The sequence below is a fragment of the Nonomuraea sp. NPDC050691 genome, assembly GCF_040654455.1.
Taxonomy (GTDB): domain Bacteria; phylum Actinomycetota; class Actinomycetes; order Streptosporangiales; family Streptosporangiaceae; genus Nonomuraea.
The window spans coordinates 53096-72393 of sequence record NZ_JBFAIA010000015.1 but is presented as its reverse complement, the minus strand read 5'-3'; the positions used below and the strand labels follow the sequence as shown (position 1 = coordinate 72393).

Here is a 19298-nt window from a genome sequence, read left to right as displayed (position 1 = left end):
CCCAAGGATGGATATCCGCACATGTCACATCCTGCCCTGCCGAGGCGTCGCGGTCGGCCGCCGGCGGGCACCCCCTTCGGCCGCCGCACAGGCGCTCCACCACCCGCGCCGCCCACCGCTTCTGTGCCGGGCCGGCGCCCGCGGCGGGTCAGCGGGCGAACTCGGTGGCGCGCGACTCGCGGACGACCGTGATGCGGATCTGCCCCGGGTAGGTCAGCTCCTCCTCGACCTGCTTGGCGACGTCCCGGGCGATCACCTGCGCCTGGATGTCGTCGATCGCGTCCGGCTTGACCATGACCCGGATCTCCCGGCCGGCCTGCATGGCGAAGACCTTCTCCACGCCGTCGTACGACTGCGCGATCTCCTCCAGCCGCTCCAGCCGCTTGACGTACGCCTCCAGCGACTCGCGGCGCGCACCGGGACGGCTGCCGCTGATCGCGTCGGCCGCCTGCGTGAGAACCGCTTCGACGGTGCGGACCTCGACCTCGTTGTGGTGCGCCTCGATGGCGTGGACCACGTCCTCCGACTCGCCGTACCGGCGGGCGATCTCCGCGCCGATCAGCGCGTGGCTGCCCTCCACCTCGTGCGTGAGGGCCTTGCCGATGTCGTGCAGCAGGGCGCAGCGCTTCATCAGCCGCTGGTCGAGCTTGAGCTCGGCGGCCATGATGCCGGCGATGTGCGCCGACTCGATGAGGTGCTTCAGCACGTTCTGCCCGTACGAGGTGCGGTAGCGGAGCTGGCCGAGCAGCAGCGTCAGCTCCGGGTGCATGTCGGTGATGCCGAGCTCGACCAGCGCGTCCTCGCCGGCGCGGGCGCACAGGTCCTGGACCTCGGCCCGGCTGCGCTCGTGGGCCTCCTCGATGCGCTGCGGGTGGATGCGGCCGTCGAGCACGAGCTTCTCCAGGGTCAGCCTGGCGGTCTCGCGGCGTACCGGGTCGAAGCAGGACAGCAGCACGGCCTCGGGGGTGTCGTCGATGATGAGGTTGACGCCGGTCGTCGACTCGAACGCGCGGATGTTGCGGCCCTCGCGGCCGATGATGCGGCCCTTCATCTCGTCGCCCGGCAGGTGCAGCACGCTCACCACGGACTCGGCGGTCTGCTCGGCCGCCACCCGCTGCACCGCCAGCGTCACGATCTTGGCGGCGCGCTTCTCGCCCTCCTTGCGGGCCTGCCCCTCGATCTCCCGGATGATCAGCACGGCCTCGCGCTTGGCCTGGTTCTCGATCTCCCTGACCAGCTCCGCCTTGGCCTGGGCGGCGGTCAGCCCGGCCACCCGCTCCAGCAGCGCCCGCCGCTCGTCCTCCACCTGGAGCAGCTCGGCCTTCCGGTCGGCGAGGCGGGCCTCGTCCTCGCCCAGCTTGCGCTGGTGCTCGGCCTGCCGCCGGGCCTCCTCGTCCAGGCGCTCCTCGCGCTCGGCGAGGCGGGTCTCGCGGCGTTCGAGGTCGGCGCGCAGCTCCTTGAGCTCGGACTTGAGGATCCGGCCCTCCTCCTCGACCTCGCGCCGCATCCGCGCGGCGCTCTCGGCCGCCGCTTCGGAGCGGCGCAGGATCTCCTCGGCGTCGGACTCCGCCTTGCCGCGGATCTCGCCGGCCTCCTGGCGGGCCTGCTCCAGCTCCTCGTGGACGGCCTGGAGCTGCTCGGTGGACGGCTTGGCAGGCTGCGGCGTGAGACCCGAGGTGCGGCGGACCACGACGAAGAGCGTGGCGATCATGCCGAACGTGAGCAGGAGCACCGCCACAGACAACACCACGACAAGCGGCCCCATGCGCTCCCGCCCTCCTCGCGTCGTCAACACCCGTAAATGCGGCCACAGAACGCGAGGGGTCACACGCGCGGCGCGGAACGCCCGATCGGCGTCATCACGACGCGGATATCAGCCAAGGCGGAAGCCAGGCCGGAGCCCGGCCGGACGCCGGCCGCGACAGCCGGGGTCTCGCCCGCCTCGATCAGTCAAGCTCGCTCGTTCGTACGTCACCGGTATGGCAATCCGCGCAGCGCGGAGTAACTCCTCACTGCCGTCGAGGTTATGCGTCGAACAAGTCACGAGCAAGCAAACGCGTTATCAAGCGTGTCTTACGGGATGGCTTCTCGTCATTCGCCCGGATATCGCGCGATCCTGGGAAATGGCACGTGTACGGCAAGCGGCGGCCTCGAGCGGCGCGGCGCGCACGTCCGGACATTACCCGCGGGCGCCACCACGTCGGGCCTTGCCTGGGTGAGTACAGCACGGCGGGGGTCGCCCTGGGCGCCCGGCTGAGCGTCGCCCTCGGGGATGCACGCCTGGAGCGCGGCGCGGCAGGCGCCGCGCGATCTCACGACAGGCCCCTTTCCCCCATATATCGCCACATAAACCCCGGCAGCCTCACTTTCCCCAGATTTCCAGTAACCGGGGGCCCAAAGGAACTGGCCACGCCGTAAGAAGACCCGCCGAGAAAGGACGGCACACACCCGACAGGATGCAACCCCGAGACGACGCAACGCAGACAGGCCGCAACCCCGAAGCGACGCGACCCCGAGGTGGCGCAACCCCGAGACGACGCGACCCCGAAGCGACGCAACCCCGAGACGACGCGACCCCGAGGTGCCCGCCCGTCAGACCACCCCGTCAAACCAGACCGTCACCCCGCCCCCTCGAGCCGTCCCCGCAAGCCACCCCGTCGCCGCTCCGATGTGCCGCTCGGGCGAACCGTCCGTCAAGCCCGCAGGCGCAGGCCCCGTGGCGTCGGGTGGAAGCCCGCCGCCTCAAGCGCCTCGGCCAGGGGCGACTCGGTGATGGAGGCGCCGTCGGCCCGCTCGACGGTCAGCTTGCCGAGCGCCCCGTCGCGCACGGCGAGGGCCAGCGCGTCCACTGCCGGGCGCAGCCGTTCGTCATCCGTGAACGACAGCAGCGTCTTGCCGCCCCGCTCGACGTACAGCACGAGGAATCCGTCGACCAGCACCACCAGCGCGCCGGCCTTGCGCCCGGGCTTGTGCGCGACATCCCCGGGATGCGCCGGCCACGACAGGGCCGCACCGTAGGGGTTGGCCGGGTCGGCCGCCGCGAGCACCACCGCCCGTCGCGTAGCCCCGCGCTCGCCCGGCGGCTCGCCGGTGGTCGCGAGGGACGGCGCCATGGCCCGCATCCGGTCGACCGCCCCCGGCAGCGCGAACTGGGCGCCCCCGAGCCCCTCGACGAAGTAGCCGCGCCGGCACCGGCCGCTCTCCTCGTACGCGCGCAGCACCTGGTAGACCGGCGAGAACCCGCCGGGCAGCCGCTCGGACGTCACCGCGCCGCGAGTCAGCACCCCGTGGCGTTCGAGAAGGACCTCGGCCTGGGCCTGCGCCCGCTGGGTCGCGTCACCGGCGGGGGCGGGCAGCAGCCACCACCGCCCGCCCACGGTCGGCGGCCCGCTCCGGGTGGGCAGCACGGCTCGGCGCCGCCGCGTCGTGGCAGGGCGATGCGCGGGACGCCCGGACCCCAGCGTCGCTCGCAGCGGCGCCAGCGTGTCACCCGACACGCGGCCGGACCACACGAGGTCCCACAGGGCCGTGGCGAGCGTCGTGTCGTCGAGCGACCCGAGCCGGTCGGACAACCCCCGGAAGAACAGCGCCCCTCCGCCGCCGAGCGCCTCCAGCACCTGCTCGTGGACCGGCGTCATGGTGATCTCGGCGGGTTCGGGCATCAGCACGGGCGCTGTGTCGGCGAAGTAGAGCGACACCCACCCGTCGCCGCCCGGCAGCGATCCCTGGCCGGCCCAGATCACCTCGCCGGACGAGGTCAGCTCGTCGAGCAGCGCCGGATGGTAGCCGGGCACCCGCGACGGCAGGACCAGGGACTCCAGCACCGAGGCGGGCACGGCCGCGCCCTGGAGCTGCTCGACGGCGTGGACCAGCGCGTCCATCGCCCGCGCGGCCCCAGCGGCCCCCGTCGCCGCGCCATAGCCCGTCGCCCCTCCGGCCCCGGTCGCCCCGGCATGGCCCGTCGCCCCTCCGGCGCCCGCCGGCCCCCTCGCTCCTGACACTCCGGGCCCTGACGCCGCTCCGGGCCCGGTCGAGCCGGTGATGCCGTGCCAGGCCGGCAGGAACAGGGCCAGCGTCTCCGGGGCGACCGGCTCGACCTCCTTGCGCAGCCGGGCGAGCGACCTGCGCCGCAGCATGCGCAGCACGCCCGCGTCGCACCACTCCTCACCCCTGCCGCCCGGCCTGAACTCGCCGTTGACCACCCGCCCGGACGCGGCCAGGCGGTGCAACGCGTCGCGTACCACGGCCACGCCCAGCCCGAACCGGGCCGCCGCCGTTCCCGCGTGGAAGGGCCCGCGCGTGCGGGCGTGGCGCGCCACCAGGTCCGCCAGCGGGTCGGCGACCGGTTCCAGGAACGCGTGGGGCACCCCGACCGGCAGCGGCACGCCCAGCGCGTCGCGCATCCGCGCCGCGTCCTCGATGGCCGTCCACTGCTCCTCGCCCGCGACGCGCACCCGGATCGCCCGCCGCGCGCGTTCGAGCTCCTCCAGCCAGACCGGGTCGCCGCCGCGCACGCTCACGTCGGGCGCGAGCAGCGGCCCGTGCGAGCGCAGCAGGTCGGCCAGGTCCTCGGCGTCGCGCAGCGGCCGGTCGAGCCTGGCCAGCTCCCGCTCGGCGTCGGAGATCACGTCGGGGTCGAGCAGTTCGCGCAGGTCGGCCTGGCCCAGCAGCTCGGCCAGCAGCGAGGTGTCCAGCGCCAGCGCCTGCGCCCGCCGTTCGGCCAGCGGCGCGTCGCCCTCGTACATGAAGGCGCCCACGTAGTGGAACAGCAGCGACGCCGCGAACGGCGACGCCTGCGACGTCTCCACCTCGACCACGCGCACCCGGCGCGCGGCGATGTCGCGCATCAGCCGGACCAGCCCCGGCACGTCGAACACGTCCTGCAGGCACTCACGCATCGTCTCCAGCACGATCGGGAACGACGCGTACTTCGAGGCCACTCCCAGCAGGTGGGCCGCCCGCTGCCGCTGCTGCCACAGCGGGCTGCGCCGGCCGGGGGTGCGGCGCGGCAGCAGCAGCGCCCGCCCCGCGCACTCCCTGAACCGCGAGGCGAACATCGCCGACCCGCCCAGCTCCTCGGTGACGATCTGCTCGATCTCCTCCGGGTCGAACGCGGCCACGTCGGAGGGCGGTTCGGCCAGGGTGTCGGGGATGCGCAGCACGATGCCGTCGTCGGAGTGGACCGCCTGCACGTCGAGGCCGTAGCGCTCGTGCAGCCGCCGGTTGATCGCCAGCGCCCAGGGCGCGTGGACGCGGGCGCCGTACGGGGAGTGGATGACCACCCGCCAGTCGCCCAGCTCGTCGTGGAACCGCTCGACCACGAGGGTGCGGTCGTCGGGGACGTAGCCGGTCGCCTCGCGCTGCTCGGCCAGGTAGGACTTGAGGTTGGCGGCGGCGTACTCGTCGAGCCCGGCGGCCCGCGCGCGCTCGACCGAGCCGTCGGCGGCCTGCTCGCGCAGGAACGCGCCGATGGCCGCGCCCAGCTCCGCCGGCCGGCCCGGGGCGTCGCCGTGCCAGAACGGCAGCTTGCCCGGCTGGCCGGGAGCCGGGGAGACGAGGACGCGGTCGGCCGTGATGTCCTCGATGCGCCACGACGTCGCGCCGAGGACGAACACGTCGCCGACCCGCGACTCGTACACCATCTCCTCGTCCAGCTCCCCGACCCGCGACGCCTTCTCGCCCACCAGGAACACGCCGAACAGGCCGCGGTCGGGGATGGTGCCGCCGTTGGTGACGGCCAGCCGCTGGGCGCCCGGACGCCCGCGCAGGATGCCCGTCACCCGGTCCCACACGACGCGCGGGCGCAGCTCGGCGAACTCCTCGCTCGGGTAGCGGCCGGCCAGCATGTCGAGCGTGGCCTCCAGCGCGCTGCGCGGCAGCGTGGCGTAGGGGGCGGCGCGTTTGACGACGGCCTCCAGCTCGTCGACCGTCCACTCGTCGAGTGCGGTCATCGCCACGATCTGCTGGGCGAGGACGTCGAGGGGGTTGCGGGGGTAGCGCAGCTCCTCGATCTCGCCGTTCTTCATGCGCTCGGCGACCACCGCGGTCTGGACGAGGTCGCCGCGGTACTTGGGGAAGATCACGCCCCTGGAGACGGCGCCCACCTGGTGACCGGCCCGGCCGATGCGCTGCAGGCCGCTCGCCACGCTGGGCGGCGCCTCGACGCAGGCGACCAGGTCGACGGCGCCCATGTCGATGCCCAGCTCCAGGCTGGAGGTGGCGACCACGGCGGGCAGCCGGCCCGACTTGAGCGCCTCCTCGATCTGCGCCCGCTCCTCCTTGGAGACGGACCCGTGGTGAGCGCGGACGATCTCGGTCGTCACGCCCTTGCTGGCGCCGGCCTGGGCCATCATCTCGGCGGGTGTCCGCCGGACCGGCCCGCCACGACCCGTCTGGCGCCCGCTCTCCTGACGACCGCTCTCCTGACGACTGTCCACGTAGCCGCCGTCCTGTTGCTCGCCGTCCTGTTGCTCGCCGTCCTGTAGCTCGCCGTCCTGTAGCTCGCCGTCCAGTTGACGGGCGTCCGGCCGCTCGTGACGGGGCGGTGGGGCGTCGCCGTCCGGGGCCGGGCCGGTCTCCCAGATCGACAGGTCGACGGTGTCGGGGCCGTACGCGCGCTCGTACGCCAGCTCGTTGAGCCGCGTGCACAGGCGCTCGGCCAGCCGCCGGGAGTTGGCGAACACGATCGTGGAGCTGTGGGACCCGATGAGGTCGAACAGCCGGTCCTCGACGTGCGGCCAGATGGAACGGCTCGCCGGGTCGGGCACCAGGTCGTCGCCGTCGTCGCGACGCGGCGCGCCCTCCATCTCCGTCATGTCCTCGACCGGGACGACGACATCGACCTCGATGCGCTTGTCGGAGGGCGGCTGCACCACCGTCGCCGGCCGGGATCCGCCCAGGAACGCCGCCACCTCGCTGACCGGCCGGACCGTCGCCGACAGGCCGATCCGCTGGGCGGGCCGGTCGAGCAGCGCGTCGAGCCGTTCGAGGCTGAGCGCGAGGTGGGCGCCGCGCTTGGTCGCCGCGACGGCGTGCACCTCGTCGATGATCACCGTGCGCACGTCGCGCAGCGCCTCGCGCGCCTGGCTGGTGAGCAGCAGGAACAGCGACTCGGGGGTCGTTATGAGAATGTCGGCCGGCCGGGCGGCGAACCGCCTGCGGTCCTCGGCAGGGGTGTCGCCGGACCGGATGGCCACCGAGATCTCCGGCACGGGCAGACCGAGCCGCCTGGCCGTCTGCTTGAGCCCGATCAGGGGGGCGCGGAGGTTACGCTCGACGTCGACGGCCAGCGCCTTGAGCGGCGAGACGTACAGCACCTTCGTGCCGCCTTGACGGTGCGCGTCCTCCTTGCCTCTCCGGCGGGACGCGCCGGTGCCGCCCTGGGCCGGCGCGGCGGGCTGGGCCGGCTCGGCACGCTCGGCGGCCAGCCGGTCGAGCGACCACAGGAACGCGGCCAGCGTCTTGCCGGAGCCCGTCGGCGCGACGACCAGCGTGTTGTCACCCCGGGCGATGGACTGCCACGCGCCCTCCTGAGCCGTCGTGGGCGCGACGAAGGCCCCGGAGAACCACTCCCTGGTCACCTGGCTGAAATGGTCGAGCGAGCTCACCTGCCCATAGTGCCTCGCCGTACCGACAGAAAACGCATTGTGGCCGCCCCGGGTGGTTGAGCGGCACGCAGGCGGACATAGAGCGACCGTGAGCATCGACAACGCAGCCATGGACGCGCGCCGTGACGAGATCAGGGAGCGCTACCTCTTACCGCGCCGGCCTCCCAGCAGCGCCCGCGGCCTGCACCACTTCGCTCTGGTGTCGTCGGACGTGGAGCGGACGGTCCGGTTCTACCAGGAGCTTCTGGAGTTCCCGCTCACGGAGATCTTCGAGAACCGCGACTACAAGGGCTCCAGCCACTTCTTCTTCGACATCGGCAACGGCAACCTGCTGGCCTTCTTCGACTTCCCGGGACTCGACCTCGGCCCGTACCAGGAGGTGCTCGGCGGGCTGCACCACATCGCGATCTCCGTCGACCCGGCCACGTGGGAGCGCCTGCGCGGGAAGCTGGAGATGGCCGGCGTGCCGCACCAGATCGAGAGCGGCGCCTCCATCTACTTCCGCGACCCCGACGGCGCCCGCCTGGAGCTGCTCGCCGACCATCTCGGCGAGATGTACGGCTCACGCGTGCTCTGACCTCACGCGACGCCGCGCCGGTCCCACTGGCCGCCGCCGATCACCGCTCGCGCGGACCCGCGTCGCCGGCCGGACGGACACCGGTTGGTTCTGTGACCGGGTCCGGCCTATCGCCGCGACGCCCGGCGCGTCCTGGGCAGGCCCGCGCGCGGTTCGCGCTTGATGCCGGCGTGCCGCTCGGACCTCTCCGCCTTGTCCTTCTGCACGGCCAACCGTTGCACGAGCCGTAAAACGCGGCGCCTGGCGCGGTTCGCCTTGATCTTGGCGGTCTTCGGGGGCGAGGGTTTGTGAGTCTTGGCCATGGGTCTGTCGTACCCATGCCACCGGTGGTCCCATACTTGAGTGATGCGGTTGACCGAGTTCTGGAGACGGATGCGCGCCCATTTCGGCGACGCCTATGCCGACTCCTGGGCCCGCGACTACGTGCTGGCGCCGCTGGACGGCCGCACGGTCACGCAGGCGCTGGCGGAGGGCGAGAGCGCCAAGACCGTCTGGCGGGCTGTCTGCCAGGTGGAGGACGTGTCGCCGCAGCTGCGGTGACCTGAGACCGTCACCCTCGAGTGGGCTCCGCTCCCCTACGTCACCGGGGCGGCATGTCGCTTGGCATGGGGCGTCTCCGGCCTCACCCGGACCTCTCGCCTCGCCTGGGACCTGGTACGTCGCACGAGGGCGTGTTTCTTCGTCGGGGCCTGTCACCTCAAGCGGGATGTGTTACCTCAGGCGGGGTGTATCACCTCAGGCGGAGCGTGTTATCTCGCGGGCGGCGTGTCGAGTGTCTGCCGCAACGCGCCGGCCGTACGCGCCAGCTCGTCCACGCGTCCCTGCCCTCCGGGTGCCCACAGGAAGATCCATCCGCCGCGCGAGGGAGTGGCGAAGATGATCGTCTGCCGCCCGGTCTGCGGATGCCACACCCAGAGCATCGGATCGTCGCCGCCGATCATGCGGCTCACCAACCCCTGCTCGGGCAGCAGCTCGGCGAGAGCCTCCAGATGGGCGCGCCGCTCTCCGGTGTACGTGCCTGACACGTCGCCGCCTCCAACCCTCTACCCTTGAGTCTCCCCAGCTCATGACGCCTGGCAACCCGCAGATCGCAAACCACTGCACACGCGAGCGAACCCGGACGTACCGTCGCGACGCACTCACACAGCGCCCCGATCGAAGCCGCCGAACCAGGCGGAAACAGGCGCGAACGCGACACGATCGGGCAGGGGGCGAGAAGACGGGCGAGCGGGGGAAGACCGCGAGCGGACGGGGGAAGACCGGCGGGCGGCGCGTGACGAGCACGCTCCGGCCGGTGTCCGTCAGTCCTGTGACAGCGAAGGCTGAGCGTGTGCCATCGAAGTTCGAGTGTCGGAGCGAGCGCGATGGTTATCCAGGTTGGAGAACCCTTCCAGCAGGTCAGAGGACGATGATCTCTTCCTTCACGTAGGCCAAGTCGACCGAACGCGGCCCGGACCCAAGAAGAACCGAGCGTGCGGAGAGCGCCTCGAGGTCGTCAAGAGCGCGTCGCAGCAGTCCGACATGTGGCGTTCAAGTGATCTTGCTGGTGGGGGCGGCGGTGAACCGTGGCCCGCCCTTGACGGGGCCACGGCGGCTGGATTGCGGTCAGGCCTCGATTGGTGCTGCCGCCCTGGCGGCCTGCTCGATCTTCGCGCAGTAGGCTGCACGGGCTTCCTCGTCGATCTGCTTCTCGTGTTCGGCGCGCAACCCGGTCCGGCCGTCGAGGCCCTCGCGCAGGATATCGGCGTGCCCGGCATGCCGGGTGGACTCGCCGAGGACATGGACCATGATGGCGAACAGGTTCGTGTGCCAGGCCGGCGTTGACTCCGGCCACCACGGCACGTGGCCGGGGGCGTCGAGGGGAAGCTCGTTGATCGTCGCGTCCGAGTGTTCCCACGTGCGCCGGTAGAACCCGATGATCTGATCGCGGGTCTCGTCCTCGGTCGCCCACAGATCGCTGCCGTTGGAGTCCTGCCACCGGGGCAGCGGCTCCGGGGAAGGGCGGTCGAAGACCTCGCCGAAGTACCTGGCCTCGACGGTGGCCACGTGTTTGACCAGGCCGAGGAGGTTGGTCCCGGTCGCTGTCAAAGGTCGGCGAACGTCGTATTCGGACAAGCCGTCGAGTTTCCAGAGCAGCGCCTTGCGGTCCCGCCGCAGTCTCCCGTGCAGGTTGTCTTTCGCGAGATCGTCGATCATGGGTCACCATCCTGTCAGTCTGCGCCGGTGGGCCCAGGTTGCGAGCTGCCTGGCGTCGGCTCCGCCAACTATCGCTCACAGCCGCACTGGCCGCCGCTTTCATAGCGGCGGCGACAGTTCGCCACCGTGCTCGCGCTCACCCGGTGCCCGGCGGCCGTCAACTCGGCCGCCTTGACCTCTCCCGGGACGTCAGCGACCGGGTCGGCGCATACTCCGGTTTCGGCTCGGCAGCCTCGGGTGCATCCGGTGGCAGTCCGTGCAAGACCTCCAGGACGTGGTTCTCCCACCACAGTCCCTTCAGCACCGGTGCGGCAGCGTCTCCACCAAGGACACCGCAGGCAGCGGCCCCCGTTCTGCGCCGTCGATGATCTCGAACTCGTCATCGGCGAAGAGCAGGGCCGGCGGCACCGACCGGGGCCGGCCACCGAGCTGAGACAGCGTCACCGCGTGGCCCGAAACCACCAGTACGACGCGGACCTGGCCATCGAAGCGCACCCGCTCGCCGACCATCAGATGGGCCGGACGCGCCAGGTGTCACGAAACTAGTGGCATCAACCTCCGGCGACAATGATCAGCATTCGCCGTCACAGGACACCCGCCCCCGGACGCTCCCGGGCCGCGTGTTACCGGTGTGATCGAACAGCCGTTCGGCTACCATGGAAAACGCCGGGGACCCCGCCTCCCCGACACCCCGCAGAAAATGTCGGTGGCAGGCCGTAGCTTTCACTCGACTGAATCGGACCACGACCCTTCAGGGGGAGCTCCCATGGCTATCAACGACCGCGAGAAGGCCCTCGAGACCGCCCTCGCCCAGATCGAGCGGCAGTTCGGCAAGGGCTCCGTCATGCGCCTCGGCGATGACGCCAGGGCTCCCATCGAGGTGATCCCCACCGGCTCGATCTCCCTCGACGTGGCGCTGGGCATCGGGGGTCTGCCCCGTGGCCGCATCGTCGAGATCTATGGTCCCGAGTCGTCCGGTAAGACCACGATCGCCCTGCACGCGGTGGCCAACGCGCAGCGGGCGGGCGGCATCGCGGCGTTCATCGACGCCGAGCACGCGCTCGACCCGGAGTACGCCAAGAAGCTCGGCGTCGACACCGACGCCCTGCTCGTCTCCCAGCCCGACACCGGTGAGCAGGCGCTCGAGATCGCCGACATGCTGATCCGGTCCGGCGCCGTCGACATCATCGTCATCGACTCGGTGGCCGCGCTGGTGCCCAAGGCCGAGATCGAGGGCGAGATGGGCGACAGCCACGTGGGTCTGCAGGCCCGCCTCATGTCCCAGGCGCTGCGCAAGGTCGCCGGCGCCCTCAACAGCACCGGCACCACCGCCATCTTCATCAACCAGCTGCGCGAGAAGATCGGCGTCATGTTCGGCTCGCCCGAGACCACGACCGGTGGTAAGGCGCTCAAGTTCTACGCCTCGGTCCGCATGGACATCCGCCGCATCGAGACCCTCAAGGACGGCACGGAGGCGGTCGGCAACCGCACCCGCGTCAAGGTCGTGAAGAACAAGATGGCCCCGCCCTTCCGGGTGGCCGACTTCGACATCCTCTACGGCGTGGGCATCTCCCGCGAGGGCGGCCTGATCGACATGGGCGTCGAGCACGGCTTCGTCCGCAAGTCCGGCGCCTGGTACACCTACGAGGGCGACCAGCTCGGCCAGGGCAAGGAGAACGCGCGCAACTTCCTGAAGAACCACCCCGACATGGCCAACGAGATCGAGAAGAAGATCAAGGACAAGCTGGGTGTGGGTCCGCGCCTCGACGCCCCCGCCGAGGCCGCCCCGCCGGCGCCGGCCGCGCCCGCTCCCACGGGCCGCGGCTCGAAGGCCGCCGCCACGCCGAAGCCCGGTGACGTCTGATCGGTCCGCCCATGACTGAACACCGGCCATCGGCCGCGCCATGAGCGGCAACGACCCGGCGCCCCACGATCGCGACTGGGGCGCCCGGCCAGACCTCCCGCCGTCCACCGCCGGCCGCAAGGGCAGACGCGGTCAGCGGGACTCGTCGGCCGGGTCCGGGGCGGGCTCGACGTCCGACTCCTCCCGGTCCGGCCTGACGTCCGGCTTCTCCGAGGCCGGTTCGACGTCCGGCTTCCGTTCCGGTGCTTCGGCCGGGTCCCGTTCGGGCTCGGCGAGGTCCCGTTCCGGCTCGGCGGGGTCCCGCTCCGGTTCATCGTCGGGCTCCCGTTCCGGCCGCCGTTCGGGCGCCGACCGGGACCGGAACCAGGAGGGGACGAGCGGTCGGAGGCGAGGCGACTCGTCCGGCGACGGCTCGAGTGCTTCGCGAGGCCAGGCGTGGGGTGACGTACGCGATCAGGGGCGGAACGCTTCGCCGTCCGTGGACGGCTGGCCTTCCCTGGACGAGTGGCAGGAACAACGCGCCCAACGCGCGGCCGCCGCCACCCCGTCCGACTCCGCCCCCCACCACGAAGATCACGAGCAGCCCCTTCACGAGGGCGACCCCCACCCCCAGCCCAGCACCACACACCACCAGACCGAACCCTCAGGCCCACTCGCCGACCCCGCCCCCGCCCACAGCAGCGGCGTCGATCCCGCGGCCCCGGCCTGGGAAGCCCAGCCATCACCGAACATCGCCCCTTCGCCGGAGACTGTCCCCTCGGAGCCCTGGCGGGGCACGGAGCCGCAGGACACTCAGCCGTCCTGGGTGGCCGACCCGTCGTGGGCGACCGACCCCTCGCGGCCGTCATGGGGGCCGCAGGACACTCACCCCTCTTGGGGAAGCGGGCCGTCATGGGCAACCGACCCCTCGGAGGGTCCGCGGGGTGCGGAACCGCAGGACACACAACCTTCTCGGGGAAGCGGGGCGTCGTGGACGACCGACCCCTCGGAAGGTCCGCGGGACACGGAGCCGCAGGGCATTCACCCCTTTTGGGGAAGCGGGCCGTCGTGGACGCCTGAGCCCTCGAAGCCTCGGTGGGGTACGGAGCCGGGCGACGCTCAGCCCTGCCGGGAAAGCGAGGCGTCGCGGGCGGCTGAGCCCTCGGGGCCTTCCTGGAGTACGGAGTCGCAGGACGCTCAGCCCACGTGGAGGGCGGAGCCGTCGTGGGGCGCGGAGTCTTCCTCGGCCCTTGGGAGCGCCTGGGGATCCACGACTTCGTCGGACGCGGAGCCGCCCCTCGACACTCGTCACTCTTCCACTCCCGGGGTAACCGCGAGCAGCGACCACCCCGCGAACAGGGAATCCTCTTCGGGCAGCGGGCCCACCGTGAGTCGCGAGCCCATTGCCGGTGCGGAGCCCACCGTGAGTCGCGAGCCCACGACGAGTGCGGAGCCCGCCGCTGACTCTGCCAGTTGGGAAGGGTCCTCCAGCAACTCCGACAGCTCGGAAGAATTCTCCGCCGACTCCAGCGGCTCGGAAGAAGCCTCTCGCTTCGGCCGCCAGGAAGGGGCCACGGCCAACTCCGACAGCTCAGAAGGGGACCTGGCCGACTCCAGCAGCTCGGAAGGGGGGCCGGCCGGCTCCAGCGGCTTGGAAGGGGCAGCCTCCGCCAACTCCGGCCATCCAGAAGGGGCCTCTGCTGACTGGTCGCCGTGGTTCGCGCGCTCGGAGCCGGATGGCGGAACAGCGGCGGCGAGCACCGAATCGCCTCAGGACGATTGGGCCGGCGACAGCGGGGACGACAACGCATCGGGACCCCGCGCGAAGGGGCGAGGGCGTCGGTCCGGAAAGGGACGCACCCGAGATGGCCGTGGAGGGCGCGGAAAGCGGGCAGCGGGGGCGGACCGGGGCTGGTTGCCGGACGGACCCGACGAGGGCTCGCCTGCGGCAACCGCGCCACAGGCCGACCCCGAGGCGGTGGCGCGAGCCATCTGCCTGCGGCTGCTCACGATGGCGCCCAAGACGCGCGCCCAGCTCGCGGAGGCACTTCGCAAGCGTGACGTACCAGACGAAGCGGCACAGGCGGTGCTCGACCGGTTCTCCGAGCTGGGCCTGATCAACGACGAGGCGTTCGCTGAAGCCTGGGTCGACTCGCGCCACCACGGCCGCGGCCTCGCCAAGCGCGCCCTGGCCGCTGAGCTGCGCCACCGCGGCGTCGACTCCGAGACGGTGAACGAGGCCGTGGAGCGGCTCGACCCCGACCAGGAAGCCGAGACGGCCCGCCGCCTCGTGGACCGCAAGCTCGCCTCCACCCGCAACCTCGACCCGCAAACCCGCACCCGCCGCCTCGCCGGCATGCTGGCCCGCAAGGGTTACCCCTCCGGCCTCGCCTTCCGCGTCATCAAGGAGGCGTTGGAGCAAGAGGGCGTGGAGGTGGAGGACGACTACCCCTAGAGGGGACGGCGCTCCCTGGAGGAACGGCTAACCCTAGAAGGATGTCGCCCTGGAGGAACGACTACTCCCGGAGGGACGACCGCCCTTGGAGAAACGAGTACTCCAGGGGCGACGACTACCCCTGAGGCGACGGCCGCCTCTGAGGGGACCGTCGCCTCTAAGGGGACGGACGCCTCTGAGACGACGGCCGCCTCTGAGGAGAGGACCGTCCTTGGAATGGACACCCGTGGGGGGACGACCCCCTGGAGGACACCTACTCCTGGGGAGGACTGCCTCTAGAGGGCTGTGCGGGAGGGCCGGGTCTTCGGCTGGCTTGCGTCCTCAGTTGGCTGATCGCCTCTCTCGAGGAGCTGTTCACGTCACCCGAGGAACTCGTCTCAGTCCACCCGCCTCTTGAGGGGCTTGTCTTGTGGGGCGCGCCTCTTGGGCACTCGTTTCTTGGAACGCGGGGCGCGCGCCTCTTGGGAATCCCCCTCTAGGGATTTCGTCTCGTGAGGCGCGCGTCCCTTGAGTGCGTCTTGAAAGCGCGTCCTTCGGAGGCGCGTCCCTCGGAAGCGCGTCCCTCGGAGGCGGGTCTCCGGAGGGTGCTGGTCCTCAAGGGGACCGGAGCCTACTCCTCGACATCAGCGACGCGTCGAGGGTCAGGCCGTGGTCGCCTGAATCAGGTCGTCCACCACTCTTGTGAGGTCGCCGGTGGTCGCGTGGGTGCGGAGCTGGCGGGTGGCGCCCGAGCCTCTCCTGAGGAGCCGGCCCAGGCCGTCCTTCACGAGTTCCAGGTCGCCTGACTCGGCCAGCGCGGGCCGTACATGGTTCAGGAGGCGGCAGGCGTGCACCGGCGCGGGTACGAGGGCGCCCGAACGCAGGTCCAGGGTGTCGCCCGCGAGCCCGTCGCGGGCGGCGCGCCAGTAGGCGGCCCGGAGCACCTCCGGCGGCACGGGCAGTCCCCGGTCGCCGTCGGCCACGTCGTGCAGGGCCGTCACGACGAGGGCGCGCACCAGGCCGGCGAGGGTGGCGCTGTCGCCCACGTCCAGCGGCACGTCCGTGACCCGCACCTCGACGGTCGGGAGCCGGGGCGACGGGCGCACGTCCCAGAACACCGTGCGCCGGTCCATCAGCGCCCCCGACTCCGTCAGCGCTTCCAGCGCCTGCTCGTAGGCCTCGAACGAGGGGAAGTACGGCGGGGCGCCCGAGACGGGCCAGCGACCCCAGCTGATCACCCGCCAGGAGGCGTATCCCGTGTCGCGGCCCGCGAAGAACGGCGAGTTGGCGGCCAGCGCGATCAGGCTGGGCAGCCAGGGACGCAGGTGGTTGGCCACATAGACGGCGTGCTCGTCGTCGGGCACGTCCACGTGGACGTGAAGGGCGCAGATGCTGCTCTCGTCCTGGAGGGCGCGGTAGAGTTCGCGGCCCTGTTCGTAGCGGGTGTCGTCCCCGAGCGGGGGCCGGGCGACGTCCCCGAGGACGGGACCGCCGCTGGCGACCACGGCCAGGCCGCACGACCGCGCCGCCCCGGCCACGTCCTTGCGCGTCAGGCGCAGGTCGGCGGCCAGCGCGTTCAGGTCGGACGTCGGCGCCGTGCGGGCCTCCACCTGGAAGCGGGTGATCTCCTGGTCGACGTCGAGCGTGCCGGACGCTCTGGCCAGGACCTCGGCCGCCCGGGGAACGACGTGACGGGTGCGCGGGTCGACGACGAGGTACTCCTCCTCGATCCCGATCAGCAGAGCCACGACCCACCTCACAGCGCGCTCAGGAAACCACCTCCGTACCGTTCTGTTGTGGTTTGTGCCCGTTGGTGCGCCTCAGGGAAACCGCCTCACGGATCTTTCGCCGCCCGCGCCCCTACGCACAAGTCCCCAAGCCCCCGCCTGCGTGTCCTTCGCGCAGGTCCCCAAGCCCCCTACCTACGCCTCCTCGCCCATCCGCTGCGCGTCCGCTCCCCTGCACCTCCCCTCGCACGCCTTCCCTAACGGTCCCAACCCGCGTCTTCCTCACCACATCTCCTCGTGCGCGCCTCCCTCGCCGCCCTCTCTCACACCACCCCTCCTCCCTTTACGGCCGGCACGGGAAGGCCCACCCACCGCACAGGGCCGGCCCCTGTCCAGGGGAACGCTCCTCCGGTTCCCCGGCTTGCCGCCGTGACGTGCGCATTCTGGGCCGTCCACGTGGTAGTCCCGACACCGGGGGCGTGCCCCACAAAGACACTGGGCCGCAGCCCTCGAAGGCCGGTCACCCGCGCCACATCCGGCGGGAAACCGCTTACTCTTGTGCCGTCCAGGAGATCGTGAAAAGCTGCCGATCAAGCCTTACTGTTAAGAGTCTTTCCAGTAGGCGGCACGGCACCCCCATCCCCGTCTCCCAGGAGGGCTTCGAACCGCATGGAGAACCCCCCGACCGAGACGGCCGTCGCATGACCGTGCGCGCCTACGCCCGGGCGACGTCGTGCGCGCAGGGCGACACACTGTCCTTCGTCGTGTCCGGGACCGCGCCGGTCGAGGTGGCCGACGTGGCGAGCGACCGGGTCGTGTTCACTGGTGTCGCGACCCCGGCCTGGGAGCTGGAGATCGGCGCCGGCTGGCCCAGCTCGCTCTACCGGGCGCGGTTCGGGCCCGAGGTGCCATGGCCTCAGGGGCTTCCGGGCGAGGCGCCATGCCCCGACAATGAGGTCTTCTTCGTGGTGCGGGAGGCGGTTCCGGCCGCGCCGATCCTGGTCAGCGTGCCGTTCGCCACCTGGCAGGCGTACAACAGGGCGGGCGAGCCGGGGCAGGGCCTCTACTGGACCGAGTCGCCGGTGCGCGCCGGTCGCGTGAGCTTCGACCGGCCGGGCGGCGGCCCTTCCCCGGAACGCTGGGAGTTCGGCCTGATCCGGTGGCTGCGGCCGGCCGGCTACGAGGTCGCGTACTGCTCGAACCTCGACCTCGACGACGGACGTGACCTGCTGGCCCGGCACCGCGTCCTCGTCGTCAACGGCCACGACGAGTACTGGTCGGACGGGATGCGCGACGCGGTCGAGGGGTTCGTCCGGCGCGGGGGGAACCTGGCCGTCCTGTCCGGCAACACCGCGTGGTGGCGGATCCGGCTGGAGGACGGCGGGCGGACCATGGTGTGCCACCGCGACGCGCTGTGTGATCTCGTGGACGACCCCCGGCTGGCGACCGTCGAGTGGTCGTCCGCCGGCCGGCCCGAGAACACGCTCACCGGCGTCAGCTTCCGCGCCGGCGCGGGCACGTGGGGGCCTCACATGCGGCGCATGCTGGACGAGTCGTACACGGCGCGCTTCGCGGACCACTGGGTGTTCCAGGGGACGGGGCTGAAGGACGGCGACCCGTTCGGGCAGGGGTGCCTGGGCTACGAGACGGACGCGGCCGAGGTCGAGGAGATCGGCGGGGTGCCCCGGGCCACGTGCCGTGACGGGACACCGCCGTCTTTCGTGGTGCTGGCCACGGCGGACCTGCGGCACTGGAGCGCCTACGGCCAGGGCGGGACGGCCACCATGGGGATCTTCACCAGCGGCCTGGGCACCGTGTTCAACGCGGCCACCGTCAACTGGGGCAACACCCTGCACGACCCGGTCGTGGAGCGCGTCACCCGCAACGTGCTCGACCGCTTCAGCGGCGCGGCGCCCGCTCCCGACTGGGAGATCATCGGGGCCGCCGGGACGGACGTCCGGGCGCTGGCGGTGCTGGGACGGACGCTGTACGCGGTGGACGGGTCGGGGGCGCTGCTGCGACGGGAGCTGTGCGGCCAGAACCTGCCGTGGGAGCCCGCCGGAAGCGCCAGAACCGCGACCGGGACCACAGGGGCTGAGCGAATCGGGCCCGGGACGGCAGTGGCCGATGCGATCGGGCCCAGGACTGGGATCGCAGGGACCGAGGCGATCGGGCCCGGGACTGGGGCCGCCAGAGCCGAGACCCGGACTGCCGAGGCCGGGGCTCGGACCGGGGCGGCCGGGACTGCCGGAGCCGCTCGGGTCGCTGGGGACGTGGTCGCGCTGGCGGTGCCGAGGGAGGCAGCGGCGGGGTTCCCCGTGGGACTGTACGGGCTGACGGATGCGGGGCGGCTCGTCCGATGGGACGGCGAGGACCTGTGGGCGGACCTCGGGGCGGCGCCATCGGGTGTGACAGGGCTGGCGGTGGCGGACTGCACCTTCTACGCAGTGACGGGGGGCGGGGAGCTGTGGCGGCGGCCGTTCGCGTCCCGGGGGTGGGAGCCGGCCGGCGTGATCCGACCGGCCGACACACCCGAACCGACCAGTACGCGGGAAGCGGCCGAGCCAGGCGGACCGGCTGACGTGACCGGAATGAGAGCCCGCCGGGTGAGCGGGCTGGCGGCCATGAACGGGCGGCTGTTCGCGGGCCTCGCCGACGGCCGGGTGCTCACCTCACTTCCCGGCGGCCCATGGGAGGAGTACGACGTGACGCTCGTCGCGGCCGTCTTCACGGCGCACGCGGGCGCGCTGGTGGCGGCCGACCGCGAGACGCCGCTCAGCCGCCACACCGTCCGCCGCCGCCATCACTGGGACAGCGGCCGTCGCCGAGATGCGACCGTCGCAGGACAACCACCGTCACCAGACAGCCCGGCGGCACCAGCACAACCGGCGTGACCACGACGGCGGCCCCCAGG

The 19298-nt window shown here is 72.0% G+C and carries 12 protein-coding genes; 5 read left to right on the top strand and 7 right to left on the bottom strand.

Translation table 11 applies throughout. From position 1 onward, the window contains the following. Window positions 1–148: 148 nt before the first annotated feature. A complete protein-coding gene (gene rny, locus AB0H81_RS09435; RefSeq protein WP_358371550.1) occupies window positions 149–1765 on the bottom strand; it encodes a ribonuclease Y in 1617 nt (538 codons plus the stop codon). A 928-nt stretch (window positions 1766–2693) separates the two neighbouring features. Next, window positions 2694–7607: a DEAD/DEAH box helicase gene (locus AB0H81_RS09430; RefSeq protein WP_358371547.1), complete on the bottom strand. Its 4914-nt coding sequence runs from the start codon at window positions 7605–7607 to the stop codon at window positions 2694–2696. An 88-nt stretch (window positions 7608–7695) separates the two neighbouring features. On the opposite strand from AB0H81_RS09430, the gene AB0H81_RS09425 reads away from it, so the two are divergent. After that, entirely contained in the window at window positions 7696–8184 is a 489-nt protein-coding gene (locus AB0H81_RS09425; RefSeq protein ID WP_358371544.1) for a VOC family protein, read from the top strand. Between the two features lie 107 nt (window positions 8185–8291). On the opposite strand, the gene AB0H81_RS09420 is transcribed toward AB0H81_RS09425, so the two are convergent. After that, window positions 8292–8486, bottom strand: a complete 195-nt coding sequence (locus tag AB0H81_RS09420) for a hypothetical protein (RefSeq protein WP_358371541.1) — start codon at window positions 8484–8486, stop codon at window positions 8292–8294. A 43-nt stretch (window positions 8487–8529) separates the two neighbouring features. On the opposite strand from AB0H81_RS09420, the gene AB0H81_RS09415 reads away from it, so the two are divergent. Beyond that, window positions 8530–8724: a DUF3046 domain-containing protein gene (locus AB0H81_RS09415; RefSeq protein WP_358371539.1), complete on the top strand. Its 195-nt coding sequence runs from the start codon at window positions 8530–8532 to the stop codon at window positions 8722–8724. A 209-nt stretch (window positions 8725–8933) separates the two neighbouring features. Here AB0H81_RS09415 and AB0H81_RS09410 read toward each other — a convergent pair whose 3' ends face one another. From AB0H81_RS09410 to AB0H81_RS09400, 3 genes are all read right to left on the bottom strand, one after another. Next, window positions 8934–9209 carry a hypothetical protein gene (locus AB0H81_RS09410; protein WP_358371536.1) on the bottom strand — a complete coding sequence of 92 codons (276 nt, stop codon included), beginning with the start codon at window positions 9207–9209 and terminating at the stop codon, window positions 8934–8936. Window positions 9210–9789: 580 nt separating this feature from the next. Beyond that, the gene (locus AB0H81_RS09405) at window positions 9790–10380 is read right to left on the bottom strand and encodes a DinB family protein (RefSeq protein WP_358371534.1); all 591 of its coding nucleotides are present in this window, start codon (window positions 10378–10380) and stop codon (window positions 9790–9792) included. A gap of 297 nt (window positions 10381–10677) precedes the next feature. Further along, entirely contained in the window at window positions 10678–10890 is a 213-nt protein-coding gene (locus tag AB0H81_RS09400; RefSeq protein ID WP_358371531.1) for a hypothetical protein, read from the bottom strand. Window positions 10891–11146: 256 nt separating this feature from the next. On the opposite strand from AB0H81_RS09400, the gene recA reads away from it, so the two are divergent. Both recA and AB0H81_RS09390 read left to right on the top strand, forming a co-directional pair. Beyond that, entirely contained in the window at window positions 11147–12244 is a 1098-nt protein-coding gene (gene recA / locus AB0H81_RS09395) for a recombinase RecA (RefSeq protein WP_358371528.1), read from the top strand. Between the two features lie 1957 nt (window positions 12245–14201). Continuing rightward, window positions 14202–14678: a regulatory protein RecX gene (locus AB0H81_RS09390; RefSeq protein WP_312888050.1), complete on the top strand. Its 477-nt coding sequence runs from the start codon at window positions 14202–14204 to the stop codon at window positions 14676–14678. A gap of 641 nt (window positions 14679–15319) precedes the next feature. On the opposite strand, the gene AB0H81_RS09385 is transcribed toward AB0H81_RS09390, so the two are convergent. After that, on the bottom strand, window positions 15320–16405 hold the full coding sequence (locus AB0H81_RS09385) for a glutamate--cysteine ligase (RefSeq protein WP_358371524.1): 1086 nt from the start codon (window positions 16403–16405) through the stop codon (window positions 15320–15322). Between the two features lie 680 nt (window positions 16406–17085). Between AB0H81_RS09385 and AB0H81_RS09380 the strand changes: the two genes are divergently transcribed. Further along, a complete protein-coding gene (locus AB0H81_RS09380; protein ID WP_358371521.1) occupies window positions 17086–19278 on the top strand; it encodes a N,N-dimethylformamidase beta subunit family domain-containing protein in 2193 nt (730 codons plus the stop codon). Window positions 19279–19298: the final 20 nt, after the last annotated feature.